The following is a 15,960-nucleotide window of genomic DNA, read 5'->3' as shown; positions in this document are numbered from 1 at the left end:
TCGGCTTTGACGCACGTCGGACTATTCGCATGGCTTCGGTTCCCCACCCATGGCCGTTGAAGGAAAGAACTGTGATGTGGTGGCGGCGCGGACCGCGCCGCCACCACGCACAAACCGGGCCCTCAGTCACCCACCGTCGTGCGTACCTGCTCGACACCTGCCATGGCCCCCACCCACAACCGCACGTCGGCTACACGGGCCGGAAGGTGGTGCTTCCAGACACCGCCGGTGAATCCTCGGCCGATGGTCAGGTCGCCGGACGCGAGCTTCGCGGTGAATGCTGTGTCGTCACCGTTCTGGTTGTGTCCGAGGTAGAGACTGATCTCCCCGGATTGTGCGTCATACACACCTGTGAGGCGCGTCAGGGCATCCATCTCCGCGGCCTGGTCCGACTTCACGGAACTGAACGTGCCGTCACTGTTGAGACGACCGAAATGCCAAACCCCGACGGGTACGGTGCTCTCGTTGCCGGTATCGTCGAGCACCGTCTCCTTACCGGTCAGCTCGAACCAGAAGCCCCAGGCAGAGCCATCGGCTGTGCGTTGGCCCAGGACCTGGCCCGTGAATCCGGTCGGCTTCGAGATCAGCTCGCCCCCATCGAGGGCCACCGCGGTGGTAACCGTGAAGGACCCAGTGCTGTCCACAATCGAGGCCTGCGTAGTCGCTGCGTCGTCGATGCCGTCGAGCCTGATCGCTTGCCCATCCGTCGACGCGCCACCGGTAAGGGTGAGCGTGTGCCCGTACCCGGACTGGGTGTCGGCCACGGCGGTGTCCGTAGCGGTCTCGGGATCCCAGGCCGCGACGAGTTCCGCTCCCGCATAGGTCTCCGAGGTCAGCAGACGGGCCTCGTCAGCAATCTCCTGCGGTGTCAGTGCGCGCTGCCAGACAGCGACCTCGTCGATGGAACCCTTGAAGTACCCCCGGTGGTTTCCGCCTGACTTGTAGCGGCCGACCTGCAGGGCTCCTTCCGCCGACCAGGACCCCTCTGCCGTGCTTGTTCCTTGTAGCTTGCCGTTCACATAGAAGCTGACTTTCCCAGTCGAAGGTTCGTATGTGGCGGCAAGGTGGGTCCACACATCGAGAGTCGCCGGGTGATCGGACACCACTCCCCAGTAGTCACCCTCTTCGCTGGGCGCATCCGCCCCCCTGACACCGAAGAGCCAGCGACCATGCCCGTCGTCGAGGCCAATCACGAACGGGCTGTACGAGGTCCCGTCCTGGGACAGCACGATGCCGTCCTGGGAAGCAGTCTCCGGCCGAGCCCAGGCGGAGACCGTGTAGGCGGATCGCGTTTCGAGCACCGGACCGCCGGTGGCCGCATACGCCGTGGTGCCGTTGAGGTCCAGCCCACGGTCTGTCACTGAGCCTTTGCCAACCTCACTTTGAGCTGGCCAGATGTAGGGCGAGGACGGCCTGCACGAGGCCGGTGGTGCGGATGGTCGAGCAGCGGAGCCTGCGGAGGAGCCGCCAGGCCTTGAGAGTGGCGACGGCCTGCTCGACGAGGGCCCGGATCTTCGCTTGGGACCGGTTCACGGCTTTCTGACCTGCGGAGAGGGTCTCCCACCGTCCCCAGCACGGGGTGCGGACTGTGCCGCCGGCGCCCCGGTAGCCCTTATCCGCCCAGCACGTGACGCCGACCTCGGTGAGGGCTTCGACGATGCCGTGTTCGCGGGCCGCGCGGACGTCGTGGACCGCGCCGGGCAGGGCCGGTGAGGCCCACAGCAGACGGCCGAAGGGGTCGGCGAGGACCTGCACATTCATCCCGTGTTTCTTGTGCTTGCCGGAGAAGAAGGGCCGGTCGGCTGCGATCCGGTCGATCGGCAGGAGCGTCCCGTCGAGCAGGACGTAGGCCTTCCCCGAAGCGGTCCGAACCGCCTCGGCGAGGGTCGGTGCGAGTGCGGCCAGCAGCTCGACGGCCTCGTTGATGTACCGGTAGACCGTACTCGTGCCGATCTCGAAACCCGCCGCGAGCTGGGCATATGTGGTCCCGTTGCGTAGATGCGCCAGCACCAGCAGGGCCTGACGGCCGACGGTGAGCCGACGCCAGCGGCTTCCGATCCGACGACGGTGCTCGCGCAGACGAGCGGCGAGGAAGGTCAGGGACCGACTGGACACGTCCAGCCCGCACGGGTAGACAAGCACGTGAAGCCTCTGGTGGGTATCGGGCGATCTTGGTCGTGAACCCGTCTACCAGGGGCTTCACCCCTGTGTCGAGCCAACTGGACAGCTCAAAGCCCAGGTTGGCAAAGGCTCACTGGCACATCCAGCGGGGCACCAGAGGAGTCGTGCGTCAACGTACCGCGACGCCCGCGATCATCTCGGACGGCTCCATCATGGAGGGTCGCGTCATGGGTGCTGGAACTCTCCGAGTTCTGGGCCACACCGTCCGCCTCGCTGAAGTTCCAGCGGGCTACCGGCGCTTCCCCTGCGGCTACCAGGATATCGAGCACGGCATGCTCGCCCCATCGGCCGAGTTCGTCCTGCTGCCGCATATAGATCCTGTAGGTTCCGGATTTCTCCGGAATCAGGGAGGCCGACGCATAGGCCTGGCGAGTGCGGAAATCGAGTTGTGGAACAGTCTGAATCCAGGAATCCCCGGTACTCAGTTTGTACTGATACGGAGGCGGCACCTCGCCCGTGATATACCACGTCTTAATTGGAACGCCAACGCGTGCGACCACTCCTGGCCCTCCCCCAGGAACGCATTCATTCGACGTGCATTCAGTGTAGGGACCACGCCAGATCACGGGATCCGGAGCTGCTGGCGCAGTGGGGTCGACTTCGAAATAGCACCATCCATCACCCGTAGCGTTGGACGGACCAGCGAGGTGTCCTCCCGAATGGTAGGAACGCGTCCAGGCACGATAACGGTACAGCACACCCTCCGTCAGAGTGGGCCAGGACATGGACAACTTGACGTTGTCTCCCACGTACCCGCTGGACGGGCGGAGATCACCATTGGAAGCTGGCGAGTCTGACCAGGATCCATCACTGTTCTGTTCATCTATGTCGAAATAGGCGCGGAGCTGCGCTTGATTTTCGCCTCCTCGTTCAGTCTGAGGCGTAGCAGTCAAGGTCGGCGACGGATCTGCAATGATGGCAGGGTGCGACGAATTCGTCTCGCATACCGTGCCAGATCCTGTAACGACACCGATATTCGTGGGCCTGGCAGGCTTTCCAACGTAGTCGACAGCCAAGACCGCATCGTTCCGGAAACGCTTCCAAGCTCCAGTGTTGGTCTCGTCCGCAGCCTTCAACATCAAGGTGAAACGAGAGAACTTACCACTGGCAAAATCTCGCACCGTGGGCGTGAGATTCTCGTTAGTCTCGCCCGGATTGTCGTGGAATTCAGTGGGGACATCTGGCTGGGAGGGGCTACAAAGGCTTTCCCGTCCAGCCGACACGGATCGGTCGCCCATCATGTCCAGGTGTTTTGGCCCTGGCCACGTACTGGATGAGGAGATGTTGTTCGTCCGCCAAAGTTGAACAGTGTGAGCGGTGCAGGTAAATGACCACGGCTGAGTCACTCGGAACGTGGCGTCGAGGACGTGCTTCCCTGCCAGCTGCGAAGGCGAGAACTCAAAGTAGAGACGCTGCCGATATCCGGGACCGCAATAGTACCCGTTATACGTTCCGCACTTGCCCACGCCTTCACCGTGGTTGTTGCTCCCGTTGCCCCAGGAATAATCCTCGTAGCCATCCGACCGAAGCAACGTGCGTTCGGACTCCCCCCAAGTGACCGGCGGGTCAATATACAGAGGGAAGGCTGTGGCGTCCGTCTCCTTCAGCATGGAGCTGTCAGGTACCACTGAGAGCTTACGCGGCTGTACTTTGACGCTCATCCGGGCTACCTTGTCACCCGGCCCCGGGCCTGCGGCTGGATCTTGCACCAAATCGTTGCCGGAGGCCCCCTCATTCGGTCGACCGAATTCGCAAGCTTACGATCCTTGGCCTTCTGCTCATTGGCGGCTACTTCACCTGAGGAATCCCACATCTGGGCAGGCGGCGCACGGAACACGGTCTTTCCTTCCGCGTCCACAGCCTCGAGACTGAGCCTTTGCCAACCTGGGCTTTGAGCTGTCCAGTTGGCTCGACACAGGGGTGAAGCCCCTGGTAGACGGGTTCACGACCAAGATCGCCCGATACCCACCAGAGGCTTCACGTGCTTGTCTACCCGTGCGGGCTGGACGTGTCCAGTCGGTCCCTGACCTTCCTCGCCGCTCGTCTGCGCGAGCACCGTCGTCGGATCGGAAGCCGCTGGCGTCGGCTCACCGTCGGCCGTCAGGCCCTGCTGGTGCTGGCGCATCTACGCAACGGGACCACATATGCCCAGCTCGCGGCGGGTTTCGAGATCGGCACGAGTACGGTCTACCGGTACATCAACGAGGCCGTCGAGCTGCTGGCCGCACTCGCACCGACCCTCGCCGAGGCGGTTCGGACCGCTTCGGGGAAGGCCTACGTCCTGCTCGACGGGACGCTCCTGCCGATCGACCGGATCGCAGCCGACCGGCCCTTCTTCTCCGGCAAGCACAGGAAACACGGGATGAATGTGCAGGTCCTCGCCGACCCCTTCGGCCGTCTGCTGTGGGCCTCACCGGCCCTGCCCGGCGCGGTCCACGACGTCCGCGCGGCCCGCGAACACGGCATCGTCGAAGCCCTCACCGAGGTCGGCGTCACGTGCTGGGCGGATAAGGGCTACCGGGGCGCCGGCGGCACAGTCCGCACCCCGTGCTGGGGACGGTGGGAGACCCTCTCCGCAGGTCAGAAAGCCGTGAACCGGTCCCAAGCGAAGATCCGGGCCCTCGTCGAGCAGGCCGTCGCCACTCTCAAGGCCTGGCGGCTCCTCCGCAGGCTCCGCTGCTCGACCATGCGCACCACCGGCCTCGTGCAGGCCGTCCTCGCCCTACATCTGGCCAGCTCAAAGTGAGGTTGGCAAAGGCTCACTGCCACGCTCGCCGGCACGAACGTCCAGGCCCTGCGCCCTGAGGCCAAAATCTAGTTGCCTGAACTCTGGAAGCTGTGCGGCCTTCGGTGTCTTGACAACCAAGACGTGCTGGAATCCCTCAACAGTTGCGGTAACTTGGAGGTCGACGTCGGGCAGGACCTCGCTATACAGCGCGCTGGGACCATTCAGGTCAGGGGTAGGTAGTTCGCCCTCCCAGTCGAGAGCGAGGGTTCGTCCGCCCTCAGAAATCCTCACAAGGTCGGATCCGTCACCACCGTTGGCGAAGGACATCTCTACCGCTGCGGCCTTCGGCCCGATCGATCCGTCGGAACGCTTCTCCAGCGTCGGATCCGGCTTCTGCCAACCGCCCCCCGGGGCCTCGACACGCACGGGTACGGCCGATTCCTCCAGCGTGAACGTCATGCCATCCGGGTTTGCGAACACCGTTGTATGTTCGGATCGCTGCCGGGTGACCTCTACCCGCTCACCAGACTCTCTGGCTTCAGCGAGCGCCCTTTGCTCCGCAGTCAGCTGCTGGGAAGCTTGCTCCGCAGCCGTCGGCATCGCGGCAGCCGCAGTCGGCATCGCGGGAGTGAAGCCTCCCAGCAGGATCCCGGCGACTGCTGCCCCGATGGTTCTTCGCGAGTCGGCACGTCGCCCCGCGCGAGACATGTGTCCCCCAGTGAAAGAAGTGGTCAGTGTGCGTCGTGGGGGGACGCTCTGTAGCCCATCAGTCACGTATGGACATGTCAACAGCCTCTTGCAAATAAGAGGGGACATTCCGGGCAATCCGCTGCATAGAATAGAGGGTCGCGCCAGGCGGCCTCGGCACCCTTCACCGTTCGCCCATCAAAGTCTGGGGTCGGCTACAGCTGCAGGTCGAGGCGTCCCTGCCGCACGGCCGCGAGCAGCACGCCGAAGCGCTCCCGGGATGCGTGGAGCACGCGCTCTCCCTCTGTGGACTCCCGCACGACGACGTGCCCGTCCATCCCGCCCCCTATCTCGACACAGTTGTTGCCCTCGGCACAGTAGGACGACTTCTGCCAGGTCACCTCGTTCACGTGTGTGTCCCCCCTCAGAGACTCTTGATGATGCTTTGGATGACGTCCTGAGACTTCCGAGCATCCAAACCGATGGCCTGCATACGGTCGAGCAGTTGGCGGTACTTGCTCAACTGAGCCTCAGCGTCGAGGAGCACAGGCCCATGCGACTGGTCGAGCTGCACCGTGTCCAACTGCGGCGCCGCACCCGAAGCGTAGAAGATCGTCTGCCCCGCGCCGGGGTACTCCCCCGCCTCGAAGGGGAGAACCACCACCGTGATGTTCTCCCGATCGCTCATGTCCAGGATGTGCCGGAGTTGCGCCTTGGCGACTTCCCGTCCTCCGAACTGCATGCGCAGTGCGGCCTCATGGATGATCGCGGTGTAAGGCGCCGGATCCTCCCCGTAGAGCACGGCTTGCCGCTTGATCCGCCACGAAGTCCGGTGCTCGACCTCATGCGGTGGCAGTTGCGGAATGCTCTGCCCGAAGACCACGCGAGCGTGGTCGACGGTCTGCAGTAGCCCCGGCAGCGTCGCCGTCTGTGCGGTGCGCATCGAGACCGCGTAATGCTCAAGTTCCGCGAGATCCAAGAGGGCTTGTGGGAGGAGTCCTCGGTACTCCTCCCACCACTGGCGGGTGCGTCGGCCGGTCATGCCCGCGAGGGCGTCGACGAGTTGCGCGTCCATGCAGTCGTAGTTGCACGCCAGTGTCCGCAGACGGGTGGAGCTGATGCCGACCCTGCCGCTCTCGATGTTGCTCATCCGGGCTTGGTCGACGCCGAGCAGGGCTCCGGCCTCCGTGGCCGTCATCCCGGCGCGCTCCCGTAGCTTGCGCAGCTCCGCGCCAAGCCGCTGCTCACGCGCGGTTGGCGTACTCCTCGGCGGCATCGGTCTCCACTCTCCCGGTAGGGCAACAGCCTACTAGGGAACATGTATTTCCCAGATTAAGCAGCGAGCATGACCCCTCAATGACTACCGTGAGCGATGAGTCACTCACGTGGAGCCGTTGAGGCTTCGCGTGATCGGTCACGCCTCGAAGGAGTCCGCCATGACGACGACCGCCACCGCGCCCTTCTGGTGGTTCACACTGCGGCTGTCCAACAGTCCGCAGGCGCCACGGATCGCGCGCAGTCACGTGCGCACGACGCTGAACGCGTACCAGCTCGGCGAACTGGCCGACTCTGCAGAGCTGTTGACCAGCGAGGTCGTGACCAACGCGCATCGCTACGCCCAGGGGCCGATCACGGTGCGGGCGCAGTGGGAGACGGCGCGCCGGTGCCTGCGGGTCAGCTCGTGCGACGTCAGCGATGTCGGCCCACGCGTCGTCACGGAGAACGGGGACGACGAGGGCGGGCGGGGGCTGCGCATTCTCGACCTGTGTGCGACGGCTTGGGGTTGGTTTCCGCTCCATGACCCGCGCCGGCGGTTCGGCGGCAAGGTGGTCTGGTTCGAGCTCGGGAGCCGAGCGGGCGGGACAAGGTTGTACGGCGCTCGATAACGGTAGCGAAACAGCTTCGCGCCTCACGGATGTGAGATGAACCACAGAGAAGGGTCAGCGACGTGGGCAACTACCCCAGCGTGTCGCTTTTGCCTCCGGTGAGGCGCCTCAATCGCCGCCCGGAGCAGGGAATTCCCTGCTGACAGGCGGTTTGGCCGGCTCTACTGTCGTCCTGCCCGAGCAGCGCGGTCACCATCACCGGCGCGCCGGCACCCCATTAACGCTTTCTTTGCGACGACCATCGAAGAGGTCACACATGCGTATTCGCCGTGCAGTAGCGGCTGCCGCCGCCACGGCTGTCATCGCCCCCGCCGCGCTTCTCGCGGCGGCGCCCGCCTACGCCGACGAGACCGCCGGCGGCACGGGCGAGACCACCTCGCAGACCGAGGGTGACCCGAAGTCGGACGAGACCGAGGACACCGCCACGGAGGGCGAGGGCACCTCGGCCGACGAGGACGGCACCTCGAACGAGGAGAACACCACCGAGGACGAGAACGCCACCTCGGACGAAGACGAGAACGCCTCCGACGACGAGAACAGCACCTCGGACGAAGACGAGAACGCCTCCGACGACGAGAACGCCGACGAGTCCGAGGACGAGGACGGCTCCAAGGAAGAGGACGAGGACGCCGACGAGTCCGAGGAGCCGGTGCTCGAGGAGTGCCTCATCACGGGCACCGACGAGGACCTCGTCTCGACCCTCAACGGCCTGCCCGCGCAGATCGCCGCCGGCAGCGGCTGGCAGAACTTCTCCCTCACGGTCACGAACAAGACCGGTGCGAAGATGGACTTCGCCCAGGCCCACGTGTACACCTACGCCTTCGACGAGAACGGCGAGGACCACAGCGACCACCTCAGCCTCCAGGTCAAGGACATCGACGGCATCTGGGTCGATGTCGACATGGACTGGTCGTCGGACCAGCTCGGCTACGTCGGTAACGGCTCCCTGGACAAGGACGAGGCCAGCACGCTGCAGCTCCGGATCCAGGTCGACGAGAAGGCTCCGGACTCTCTCGGCGTGGCGTTCAGCTACGCGTTCTACCTGACCGACGCGGACGACGAGACCTGCGCTGACAACTACAGCGAGGACTACCTCTTCGAGATCATCGCGGCCGGCAAGAAGCCGAACGGCAACGACGCCAAGCCCCAGGGAGGCAAGACCAAGCTGCCGGCCAAGCCCGACAGCAAGCCGGACGCCAACCTGAAGCTTGAGGGTGAGCTCGCCGAGACGGGGTCGAACTCCAACCTGCCGATGTTCGCCATCGCGGGTGCCGCGGCCATCGCCCTCGGTGGCGGCGCCATGTTCGTCGTGCGTCGCCGCAAGGACGCCGACGCCACCGCCTGAGCCTCAGGCAAGCGTTAGGCCGTAGCAGACGGCCGCCTGGCCTCGGTCTCCGTAGGGAGGCCGGGGCCTGACGCGTACCGGGGCCGGGTGGTGGACGGTGCGGGCGGCGCGGCTGCCGTGTTCCGGGCTGAACTCCGGGGCGCTGGCCCCCCTCACGAGGCGTGCGCCTGCCGTGCCTAGGCTTGGCCGTACCCCTGAGCAGGGGAGTTCCGGCCACATGGCCGGAATGTGCGAGCACGGGGAGGCGAAGCATGGCGCAGGACGACACGTACGTACGCATGAACGGTGAGGTGTCGGAGGGCAGGTTCGAGTGGGCGCACCACCCGCGGACCGTTTGGCTGCAAGCGGCGCCCCTCGGCCTGTTCGGCGGGGCGGCGTTCGGCGGCATCGGAGGCGCGATGGCGGACGCGGAGGGCGGCTCGGTCGTGCTGTGGGCGGTGCTGGCGGGTTTGCTGGGCGTCCTGTTCGTCGGGGGCATCGCCTACTACATGGCCGCCGCGCGGATGGAGCTGAAGGACGGCGTCCTGCGGGTCTCGACCGGGCAGAAGAAGGTCAACGTCCCGGTGGGCGCCATAGCCTACATCGGGAAGGCGGACTTCAGCCGGTCGAACCGGTGGCGGATGTCGCGGAAGAACATCGTCGTCGAGCCCGGCCCGGGCGTCGAGATGGTCAGCCGGGACGGGCACTACATCACCGTCAGCACGACGCACGCCGACGCCGTGTTCCCGGAGTTGCTCCGGCAGGGCATGCACCAGGACGCCCTGCGCGTCCCCTTTCCCGAGCAGGCCGTCTCCGCGAAGCCGCCGCTCAGCCGTGAGCAGCGGCTCCCGCAGCGGTAGGACTCCGCGGACCCGGCCCCGGCCCCGGTGCCCGGGGCCGCGTCCGACGCCGCGTCAGTCGGTGGCGGCGGGCTTCGGGGGGACCGTGGGGACGGGGAGGACGGGCAGGCGCAGGGCGCCGAAGGCGGAGTCGGGGACGGCGGGGGCCTTGGGGGCGACGGCGGTGAGCCGGGTGTAGGCGGCGCCCTGTTCGGGGCGCGGGTCGGCCTCGCCCTTGTTGGGCCACAGGGACATGGCGCGTTCCGCCTGCGCGGTGATGGTCAGCGAGGGGTTGACGCCGAGGTTGGCGGAGACGGCGGCGCCGTCGACGACGGAGATGCCGGGGTGGCCGTAGAGGCGGTGGTAGGGGTCGATGACGCCCTGGTCGGCGTCCTCCCCGATGGGGCAGCCGCCGAGGAAGTGCGCAGTGAGCGGCGTGCCCATGACCTCGCCGACGTTGGTGCCGGCGAAGCCGTTGATCTCGTCGGCCAGCAGTCGGCAGGCTTCGGCGCCCTCGGGGATGTGCAGCGGGTTGGGCGCGCCGTGGCCCTGCCGGGCGGTGAGCAGGCCCTTGCCCAGCCCCTTTTCCTTCCGGTAGGTCGTCAGCGAGTTGTCCAGGGACTGCATGACGAGGCCGATGATGACCCGCTCGGACCACTTGTAATTGGACAGCGAGCGCAGGGCCTGCGAGGGGTGCATGAGGTACGTGAGGACGTGCCCGAGCACGCGCGGCAGCCGGGAGTTGTGCCGGACGGCCAGGGTCGTCATGAAGCCCATGGCGTTGGAGCCCTTGCCGTAGCGGACGGGCTCGATGTGGGTGTTGGCGTCGGGGTGGACGGAGGAGGTGATGGCGACGCCGCGGGTGAAGTCGAGCGTGGCGTCCTTGCCCCACTTCTTGCGGTAGCGCCTGCCCGCCGTCTGGGCACCGACGAGGCCCTCGGAGTTGGTGCGGGTGAGCTCGCCGAGGCGGCGGGAGAGGCGGGGCAGGAGGCCCTCGTCGCGCATGCGGTGCAGCAGGGTCTGGGTGCCGTAGGTACCGGCGGCTATGACGACCTGGCGGGCGCGCAGGACGCGCGGCTTGGCCTTGCGGCGCCGGTCGGTGGGGACGACGGTGACGGCGTGGCCCCCCTCCCCGTCCTCGGTGACGGCGGTGACGGTCGTCATGGGGTGGACGACGGCTCCGGCCTGCTGGGCGAGGTGGAGGTAGTTCTCGTTGAGGGTGTTCTTGGCGCCGTGGCGGCAGCCCGTCATGCACTCGCCGCACTCGGTGCAGGCCTTGCGGGCGGGCCCGACGCCGCCGAAGTAGGGGTCGGGGACGGTCTCGCCGGGCTTGGCCTTGGCCGTGCCGTCGGCGTCCTCGCCGTCGCCGAAGAAGACGCCGACGGGGGCCATGTGGAAGGTGTCGCCGCAGCCCATGCGGTCGGCGGCGGCCTTGAGGTGGACGTCGGACGGCGTCGTGGTCGGGTTGAGCCGGACGCCGAGCATGCGCTTGGCCTGGTCGTAGTAGGGCGCGAGTTCGTCCTGCCAGTCGGTGATGTGGCCCCACTGGCGGTCCTGGAAGAAGGCGGGCGGCGGCACGTAGAGGGTGTTGGCGTAGTTGAGCGAGCCGCCGCCGACCCCCGCCCCGGCCAGGATCATGACGTTGCTGAGCAGGTGGATGCGCTGGATGCCGTAGAGCCCGAGGGCCGGGGCCCACAGGTAGTTCTTCATGTCCCAGGAGTTCTTCGGCAGCGTCTCCCGGTCGAAGCGGCGCCCGGCTTCGAGGACGCCGACGCGGTAGCCCTTCTCGGAGAGCCGCAGCGCGGTGACGGAGCCGCCGAAGCCGGAGCCGACGACGATGACGTCGTAGTCGTAACCGTCGTCGGGGGACGGCGAGGACGGGGCCGTCGGGGACGGCGCGCGGACGGACTCGTCCTGGGACACGGATACCTCCGAGGCGGAAGAGGCGGAAGAGGCGGAGAAGGAGAAAGGGGGACGAGGGCTCAGCGGAAGCGGAGCGCCTTGAGGGCCTTCAGGGAGCGGGACATGAAGGCCGCGTACTGGGCGTCGGACATGCCCAGCGAGGGCGCCATCGGGAGCAGCCGCTGCTGGGAGATGGTCTGGGCCTCGGTGAACTTGAGGATGCCCTCGGAGCCGTGGCGGCGGCCGAGCCCGGAGTCGCCCATGCCGCCCATCGGGGCCTGGACGCTGCCGTACGCGGGGGCGAACCCCTCGTTGATGTTGACGGTGCCGGTGCGCAGCCGGGCGGCGACGTCCCAGGCCGAGCGGGCGCTGCGGGACCAGACGCTGGAGTTCAGGCCGTAGGGGGTGGCGTTGGCCTGGGCGACCGCCTCGTCCGGGTCGGAGTAGCGGTAGACGGAGACGACGGGGCCGAAGGTCTCCTCGGTGCAGACGCTCATGGGCTCCTGGACGCCGTCGAGGATGGTCGGCTCGTAGAAGAGCGGGCCGATGTCGGGGCGGGCCGTGCCGCCGGCGAGGACGGTGGCGCCCTTGGCCACGGCCTCGTCGACGTGCCGGGAGACGGTCTTCAGCTGGGCCTCGGAGACGAGCGAGCCCATGTCGGCGCCGAAGGAGAGGGAGGCGCCGAGCCGCATGGCGCGGGTGCGGGCGACGAACTTCTCCACGAAGGAGTCGGCGACGGAGGCGTGCACGTAGAGCCGCTCGATGGAGATGCACAGCTGCCCGGCCGAGGAGAAGCAGGCGCGGGTGGCCCCGGCGGCGGCCTTGTCGAGGTCGGCGTCGGGCAGGACGATCATGGCGTTCTTGCCGCCCAGCTCCAGGGTGCTGCCGACGAGCCGGGCCGCGGCGCGCTGGGCGACCTCGCGGCCGGTGCGGGTGGAGCCGGTGAAGGAGACGTAGTCGGCTCGCTCGACGACGGCGGGGCCGACGACCGGTCCCTCGCCGATCACGATCTGCCAGACGTCGGCGGGCATGCCGGCCTCGACCATCAGGTCCCGGGCCCACAGGGCCGTGAGCGCGGTCTCGGTGTCCGGCTTCATGACGACCGCGTTGCCCGCGGCGAAGGCGGGCAACGCGTCGCCGACGCTCAGTTCCAGCGGGTAGTTCCACGGCGAGATCATGCCGACGACGCCGCGGGGCTGGCGCAGCTGCCGGGTGCGGGTCAGCAGCGGGACGGCGCCGGCGTGGCGCTTGGGCGCCAGGTAGGCGGGGGCCTTGCGGCCGTAGTGCCGGGCGGCCAGGCAGACGGCCTGGATCTCCTCGTGGGCGTGCAGCCGGGCCTTGCCCGTCTCCAGCTGGATGAGGTCGAGGACCTCGGCCTGGCGGCGGAGGAGGGAGTCGTGGAAGCGGAGCAGCACGGCCGCGCGCTCGCGGACGGGCCGGGCCGCCCAGGCGCGCTGGGCCGCGCGGGCCCGCTCGAAGGCGGTGGCGACGTCCTCGGGGGTGGACTCCGGCAGCTCGGCCAGGCGGTCGCCGGTGAGCGGGGTGTGCGACGCGGTGCGGCCGGAGCCGCGGACGTCGCGGGTGAGGCGGGCGAGGAGTTCCGGGGTGACGACGTCGGCGGCGCCGCGGGCGCCCGCGGGCGCGGCGGCGACCGGGTTCCTGTGCTGGGAGTCCGTCATAGAGGGGAGGGTACGGCCCGGGAAAGCGATTGGGTACCCGGCGGTAACACTGTTTTTGCAAAATCTGCCAGTAATCACTGGCGTGAATCGTTCGCCCGTCGGAGTGAGGCCGGACGTACCGTCCCGGCGGGGCGAGACCGCGTCACGGCAGCCGGGCGGTCGGGGGCGTCGCCGCCGGTCAGCCCGTCGCGCGGTAGGTGTCGACGACCTGCGAGAAGTGCGCGTCGATCTCCGCCCTACGGTCCTCGGGGCCCCGCACCAGCACCACGTGGTACGTCGATCCCAGCAGCATCGCCCGGTTGCGCACGAGCGTCCGCCGCCCGCCCGACTCCCACACGAACTCGCCCTCCGCCATCGCCGTGTCGCCGACGGTGATGCTGCGGACGCCGCTCACCGTCTTCCAGGCGGTGGACTCGCGGTAGTCGGCGAGCTCGGGCTCGTCGGCGAGCTGGTACTCGCGCGGGTCGGTCCCGTACGTCGCCGTCCCGTCCCGGCCGGGCACGACGACCAGTTGCAGCGCACCCTGGCTGAACCGGACCTGCCCGTTGCTCGTCCGCCCCCGGGTCCAGCCCTCCGGAACGGCGATCTGGAACCCGGCCGGATCGCGGTGGAGCACGTAGTCCTCCGGCGCGGCCTGCTCCTCGCCGCCCGGCTCCCCGGACTGCGGCGTCTCCGACGACTCCCCGGGCTCGGGATCCTCCTTCGGCGGCTCGGTCTCCTCCGAGGCGCCCGGCTCCGGCGAGCCCGGCCGCGGGTCCTGCGTCTCCCCCGGCTGCTTGCCCGGCACCTCGCCGACCGAGCCGGGCCGGTTCCGGTCGGCCGGGTCGGCGGGCGGCATCAGCAGCGCCGCCGCGGTGACGGCCGAGACCAGCCCCAGCAGCACGGCACCGAGCAGCAGCAGCCCCAGCCGACGAGGGCTGCGGGGCCGCCGGGACCGGCCGCCCCGGTCGCGCGACCTCGGCACCGGCACCGGCCGCTTCTCCGTCCGTCTGCGCCGCACCAGCTCCCCGCGCAACCGCAGGATGGGCAGCCGACGCGGATCACCCCGGCGCCCGGCGGTGAGCGAGGGGTGCGCCGTGACGAGGTTCCGCCCGGCGTCCGGCTCGGGCGCCGACCGGATGAGCGAACGCAGCCAGCCACTCAGCTCCTCGAACTGCGGCCGCTCCGTCGGGTCCTGACGCAGCAGCGACTCGATGACGGGACGCAGCGGGCCGCACTCCTCGGCGAACGCGGGCGGCTCCGCGCACACCATCTGCACGAGTTCCGGCGCGCTGTCCTCGGGATAGGGGGCGTGACCCTGCACCGCACGGTAGAGCAGGGCACCGACGGCCCACAGGTCCGCCGCCGGGCCGACGGGCGGCGCCAGCCGCCAGTTCTCGTGGACGGGCCCGGCCTGCTCCGGCGCCCAGCGCTCGGTCACCGGGCCGACGGTGGTCATCCGGGCCTGCCGGGCCCGCTCGGCGGCCAGCGCCGTCTCCGGGCCCCGGTAGCGGCCCGGCGTCGCCGGCTCGGACCAGGGCGCCGGCTCCGGTTCGCCCCAGACGTCCGGCGCGGCGTCGGCGCCCCCGTACGGCACGCCGTACGCGTCGTGCTCGGCGTACGCGTCGTGCTCGGCGTACGCGTCGTGCTCGGCGTACGCGTCGTCACGGGCCGCGCCCTGCCCGGCGTCGGCGTACGTGTACTCGGGAGGCAGCGGCGGGAGTGGGGAACGCTGGGCGGCGGGGCCGGGCTTGTCACCGCCCCAGGGCCCGTACTGCGTACCTCGACGCTCGGGCTCGGGCTCCGGCTCCGGCTCCGGCCGCGATCGCCCCTCGGGCTCGACGCCGGGGCCGCGGCCGGGCGGTTCGGGCGCGGCGGAGTGCGGTTCGGAACGCGGTTCCGGCGACGACTCGTCGGCGTCCGGCGCCATCGGGCCTTCCGTCGGCAGCGGATCGTAGCCGCACAGGGCCTCCTCCGCCGCTCCGGAGGCGAGGCCGGTGAGCAGGGCGCGCCCGTCGTCGCAGACGAGCACGGACCGTGCGGTGATGTTCCGGTGCGTCCAGCCGTAGGTGTGCACGGCGCTGAGGCCCGCCAGCAGGTCGGCCGCGATCTCGGCGGCCCGGTGCGGGGTCAGGGGGCCGTCCGCGATGACGGCGGCGAGTGTCCGGCCCTCGACGCGTTCGCTGACGATCCACAGCCCGTCGTCCTCGACGAAGACGTCGAAGACCTGGTCCAGCCGGGGGTGGTCGGGTATGCGGGCCGCGGCCAGGGCCGCGTCCACGGCGCGGCGCACCGCCGGGTCGCCCGGCTCCCGCGTCGCCCGCGACTGCGGCCAGCCTCCGGGGCCCGGCTCCCCGAGCACCTCCGCGTCCACCACCTCCGGCAGCGGCACCTGGCGGACGAGGACGTCCTGACCGCTGGCCGTGTCGTAGGCGACAACCTCGCGCAGCTCGTGGTCCTCCGGCGACGGCCGGGGCAGGCGGTATCGGTCGGCCAGCAGCCGACCCGCGAACTCGTCCACGACGCCTCCCCACCAGGCGAACCACACCGCGCCGAGACCGTCAGAAGCGTTCCGTGGCGGCCCGATTGCGGATGCTTACGGTCTCCGGCCTTTCACGATACGTGCTGTCGGGGCGCCGCGGGACACCTCGGCGCACTCGGGGGAGCATGCGACCGCGCAACCGGCGCACACTCGGGCCCTCGCGTCCCACGCTCGTCCACTCCCCGTCCACCCCCCGTACGCGCCCCGTTCCCC

13 protein-coding genes are annotated in these 15,960 nt (G+C 68.9%); 4 read left to right on the top strand and 9 right to left on the bottom strand.

All coding sequences use genetic code 11. The features are described 5' to 3' along the window. Window positions 1–122 precede the first annotated feature (122 nt). The 3 genes from O7609_RS15520 to O7609_RS15510 form a co-directional block, all read right to left on the bottom strand. A complete protein-coding gene (locus tag O7609_RS15520) occupies window positions 123–1,361 on the bottom strand; it encodes a LamG domain-containing protein (RefSeq protein ID WP_269743723.1) in 1,239 nt (412 codons plus the stop codon). A 16-nt stretch (window positions 1,362–1,377) separates the two neighbouring features. Next, window positions 1,378–2,142: an IS5 family transposase gene (locus O7609_RS15515; RefSeq protein WP_269734603.1), complete on the bottom strand. Its 765-nt coding sequence runs from the start codon at window positions 2,140–2,142 to the stop codon at window positions 1,378–1,380. 86 nt (window positions 2,143–2,228) lie between these two features. Next, entirely contained in the window at window positions 2,229–2,681 is a 453-nt protein-coding gene (locus tag O7609_RS15510; RefSeq protein ID WP_269743722.1) for a hypothetical protein, read from the bottom strand. A gap of 1,481 nt (window positions 2,682–4,162) precedes the next feature. On the opposite strand from O7609_RS15510, the gene O7609_RS15505 reads away from it, so the two are divergent. Continuing rightward, entirely contained in the window at window positions 4,163–4,927 is a 765-nt protein-coding gene (locus tag O7609_RS15505) for an IS5 family transposase (protein ID WP_269743721.1), read from the top strand. On the opposite strand, the gene O7609_RS15500 is transcribed toward O7609_RS15505, so the two are convergent. From O7609_RS15500 to O7609_RS15490, 3 genes are all read right to left on the bottom strand, one after another. Then, window positions 4,919–5,530 (bottom strand): hypothetical protein, encoded by a 612-nt coding sequence (locus O7609_RS15500; RefSeq protein WP_332330048.1) that lies wholly within the window; start codon window positions 5,528–5,530, stop codon window positions 4,919–4,921. The genes O7609_RS15505 and O7609_RS15500 overlap by 9 nt on opposite strands. Before the next feature lie 281 nt (window positions 5,531–5,811). Next, a complete protein-coding gene (locus tag O7609_RS15495) occupies window positions 5,812–6,006 on the bottom strand; it encodes a DUF397 domain-containing protein (protein WP_269736383.1) in 195 nt (64 codons plus the stop codon). A gap of 14 nt (window positions 6,007–6,020) precedes the next feature. Next, complete coding sequence (locus tag O7609_RS15490) at window positions 6,021–6,872, bottom strand: helix-turn-helix domain-containing protein (protein WP_269736384.1); 852 nt, start codon at window positions 6,870–6,872, stop codon at window positions 6,021–6,023. A gap of 160 nt (window positions 6,873–7,032) precedes the next feature. Here O7609_RS15490 and O7609_RS15485 point away from each other — a divergent pair, with 160 nt between their 5' ends. From O7609_RS15485 to O7609_RS15475, 3 genes are all read left to right on the top strand, one after another. Next, complete coding sequence (locus tag O7609_RS15485) at window positions 7,033–7,482, top strand: ATP-binding protein (RefSeq protein WP_269736385.1); 450 nt, start codon at window positions 7,033–7,035, stop codon at window positions 7,480–7,482. A gap of 256 nt (window positions 7,483–7,738) precedes the next feature. Then, on the top strand, window positions 7,739–8,827 hold the full coding sequence (locus tag O7609_RS15480; RefSeq protein WP_269736386.1) for an LAETG motif-containing sortase-dependent surface protein: 1,089 nt from the start codon (window positions 7,739–7,741) through the stop codon (window positions 8,825–8,827). A gap of 251 nt (window positions 8,828–9,078) precedes the next feature. After that, window positions 9,079–9,666, top strand: coding sequence for a hypothetical protein (locus O7609_RS15475; RefSeq protein ID WP_269743720.1), 588 nt, complete (start codon window positions 9,079–9,081; stop codon window positions 9,664–9,666). A 54-nt stretch (window positions 9,667–9,720) separates the two neighbouring features. Here O7609_RS15475 and O7609_RS15470 read toward each other — a convergent pair whose 3' ends face one another. The 3 genes from O7609_RS15470 to O7609_RS15460 all read right to left on the bottom strand — a co-directional run bounded on the left by O7609_RS15470 (window position 9,721) and on the right by O7609_RS15460 (window position 15,726). Continuing rightward, on the bottom strand, window positions 9,721–11,568 hold the full coding sequence (locus O7609_RS15470; RefSeq protein ID WP_443072131.1) for a GMC family oxidoreductase N-terminal domain-containing protein: 1,848 nt from the start codon (window positions 11,566–11,568) through the stop codon (window positions 9,721–9,723). A 59-nt stretch (window positions 11,569–11,627) separates the two neighbouring features. Beyond that, window positions 11,628–13,226, bottom strand: coding sequence for a succinic semialdehyde dehydrogenase (locus O7609_RS15465; RefSeq protein WP_269736388.1), 1,599 nt, complete (start codon window positions 13,224–13,226; stop codon window positions 11,628–11,630). 178 nt (window positions 13,227–13,404) lie between these two features. Beyond that, a complete protein-coding gene (locus O7609_RS15460) occupies window positions 13,405–15,726 on the bottom strand; it encodes a serine/threonine protein kinase (RefSeq protein WP_269736389.1) in 2,322 nt (773 codons plus the stop codon). Between the last annotated feature and the right edge of the window lie 234 nt (window positions 15,727–15,960).

It is taken from the genome of Streptomyces sp. WMMC1477 (genome assembly GCF_027460245.1).
Lineage (GTDB): Bacteria > Actinomycetota > Actinomycetes > Streptomycetales > Streptomycetaceae > Streptomyces.
Note: the sequence above shows the minus strand (reverse complement) of the source record. Positions and strands in the feature narration are given on the sequence as shown.

Bases quoted from the DNA above. Each gene is read 5' to 3' on its own strand.
- O7609_RS15500 (WP_332330048.1), bottom strand. From the start codon at position 5,530: ATGCCGACTGCGGCTGCCGCGATGCCGACGGCTGCGGAGCAAGCTTCC.
- O7609_RS15490 (WP_269736384.1), bottom strand. From the start codon at position 6,872: ATGCCGCCGAGGAGTACGCCAACCGCGCGTGAGCAGCGGCTTGGCGCG.
- O7609_RS15480 (WP_269736386.1), top strand. From the start codon at position 7,739: ATGCGTATTCGCCGTGCAGTAGCGGCTGCCGCCGCCACGGCTGTCATC.
- O7609_RS15465 (WP_269736388.1), bottom strand. From the start codon at position 13,226: ATGACGGACTCCCAGCACAGGAACCCGGTCGCCGCCGCGCCCGCGGGC.
- O7609_RS15475 (WP_269743720.1), top strand. From the start codon at position 9,079: ATGGCGCAGGACGACACGTACGTACGCATGAACGGTGAGGTGTCGGAG.
- O7609_RS15485 (WP_269736385.1), top strand. From the start codon at position 7,033: ATGACGACGACCGCCACCGCGCCCTTCTGGTGGTTCACACTGCGGCTG.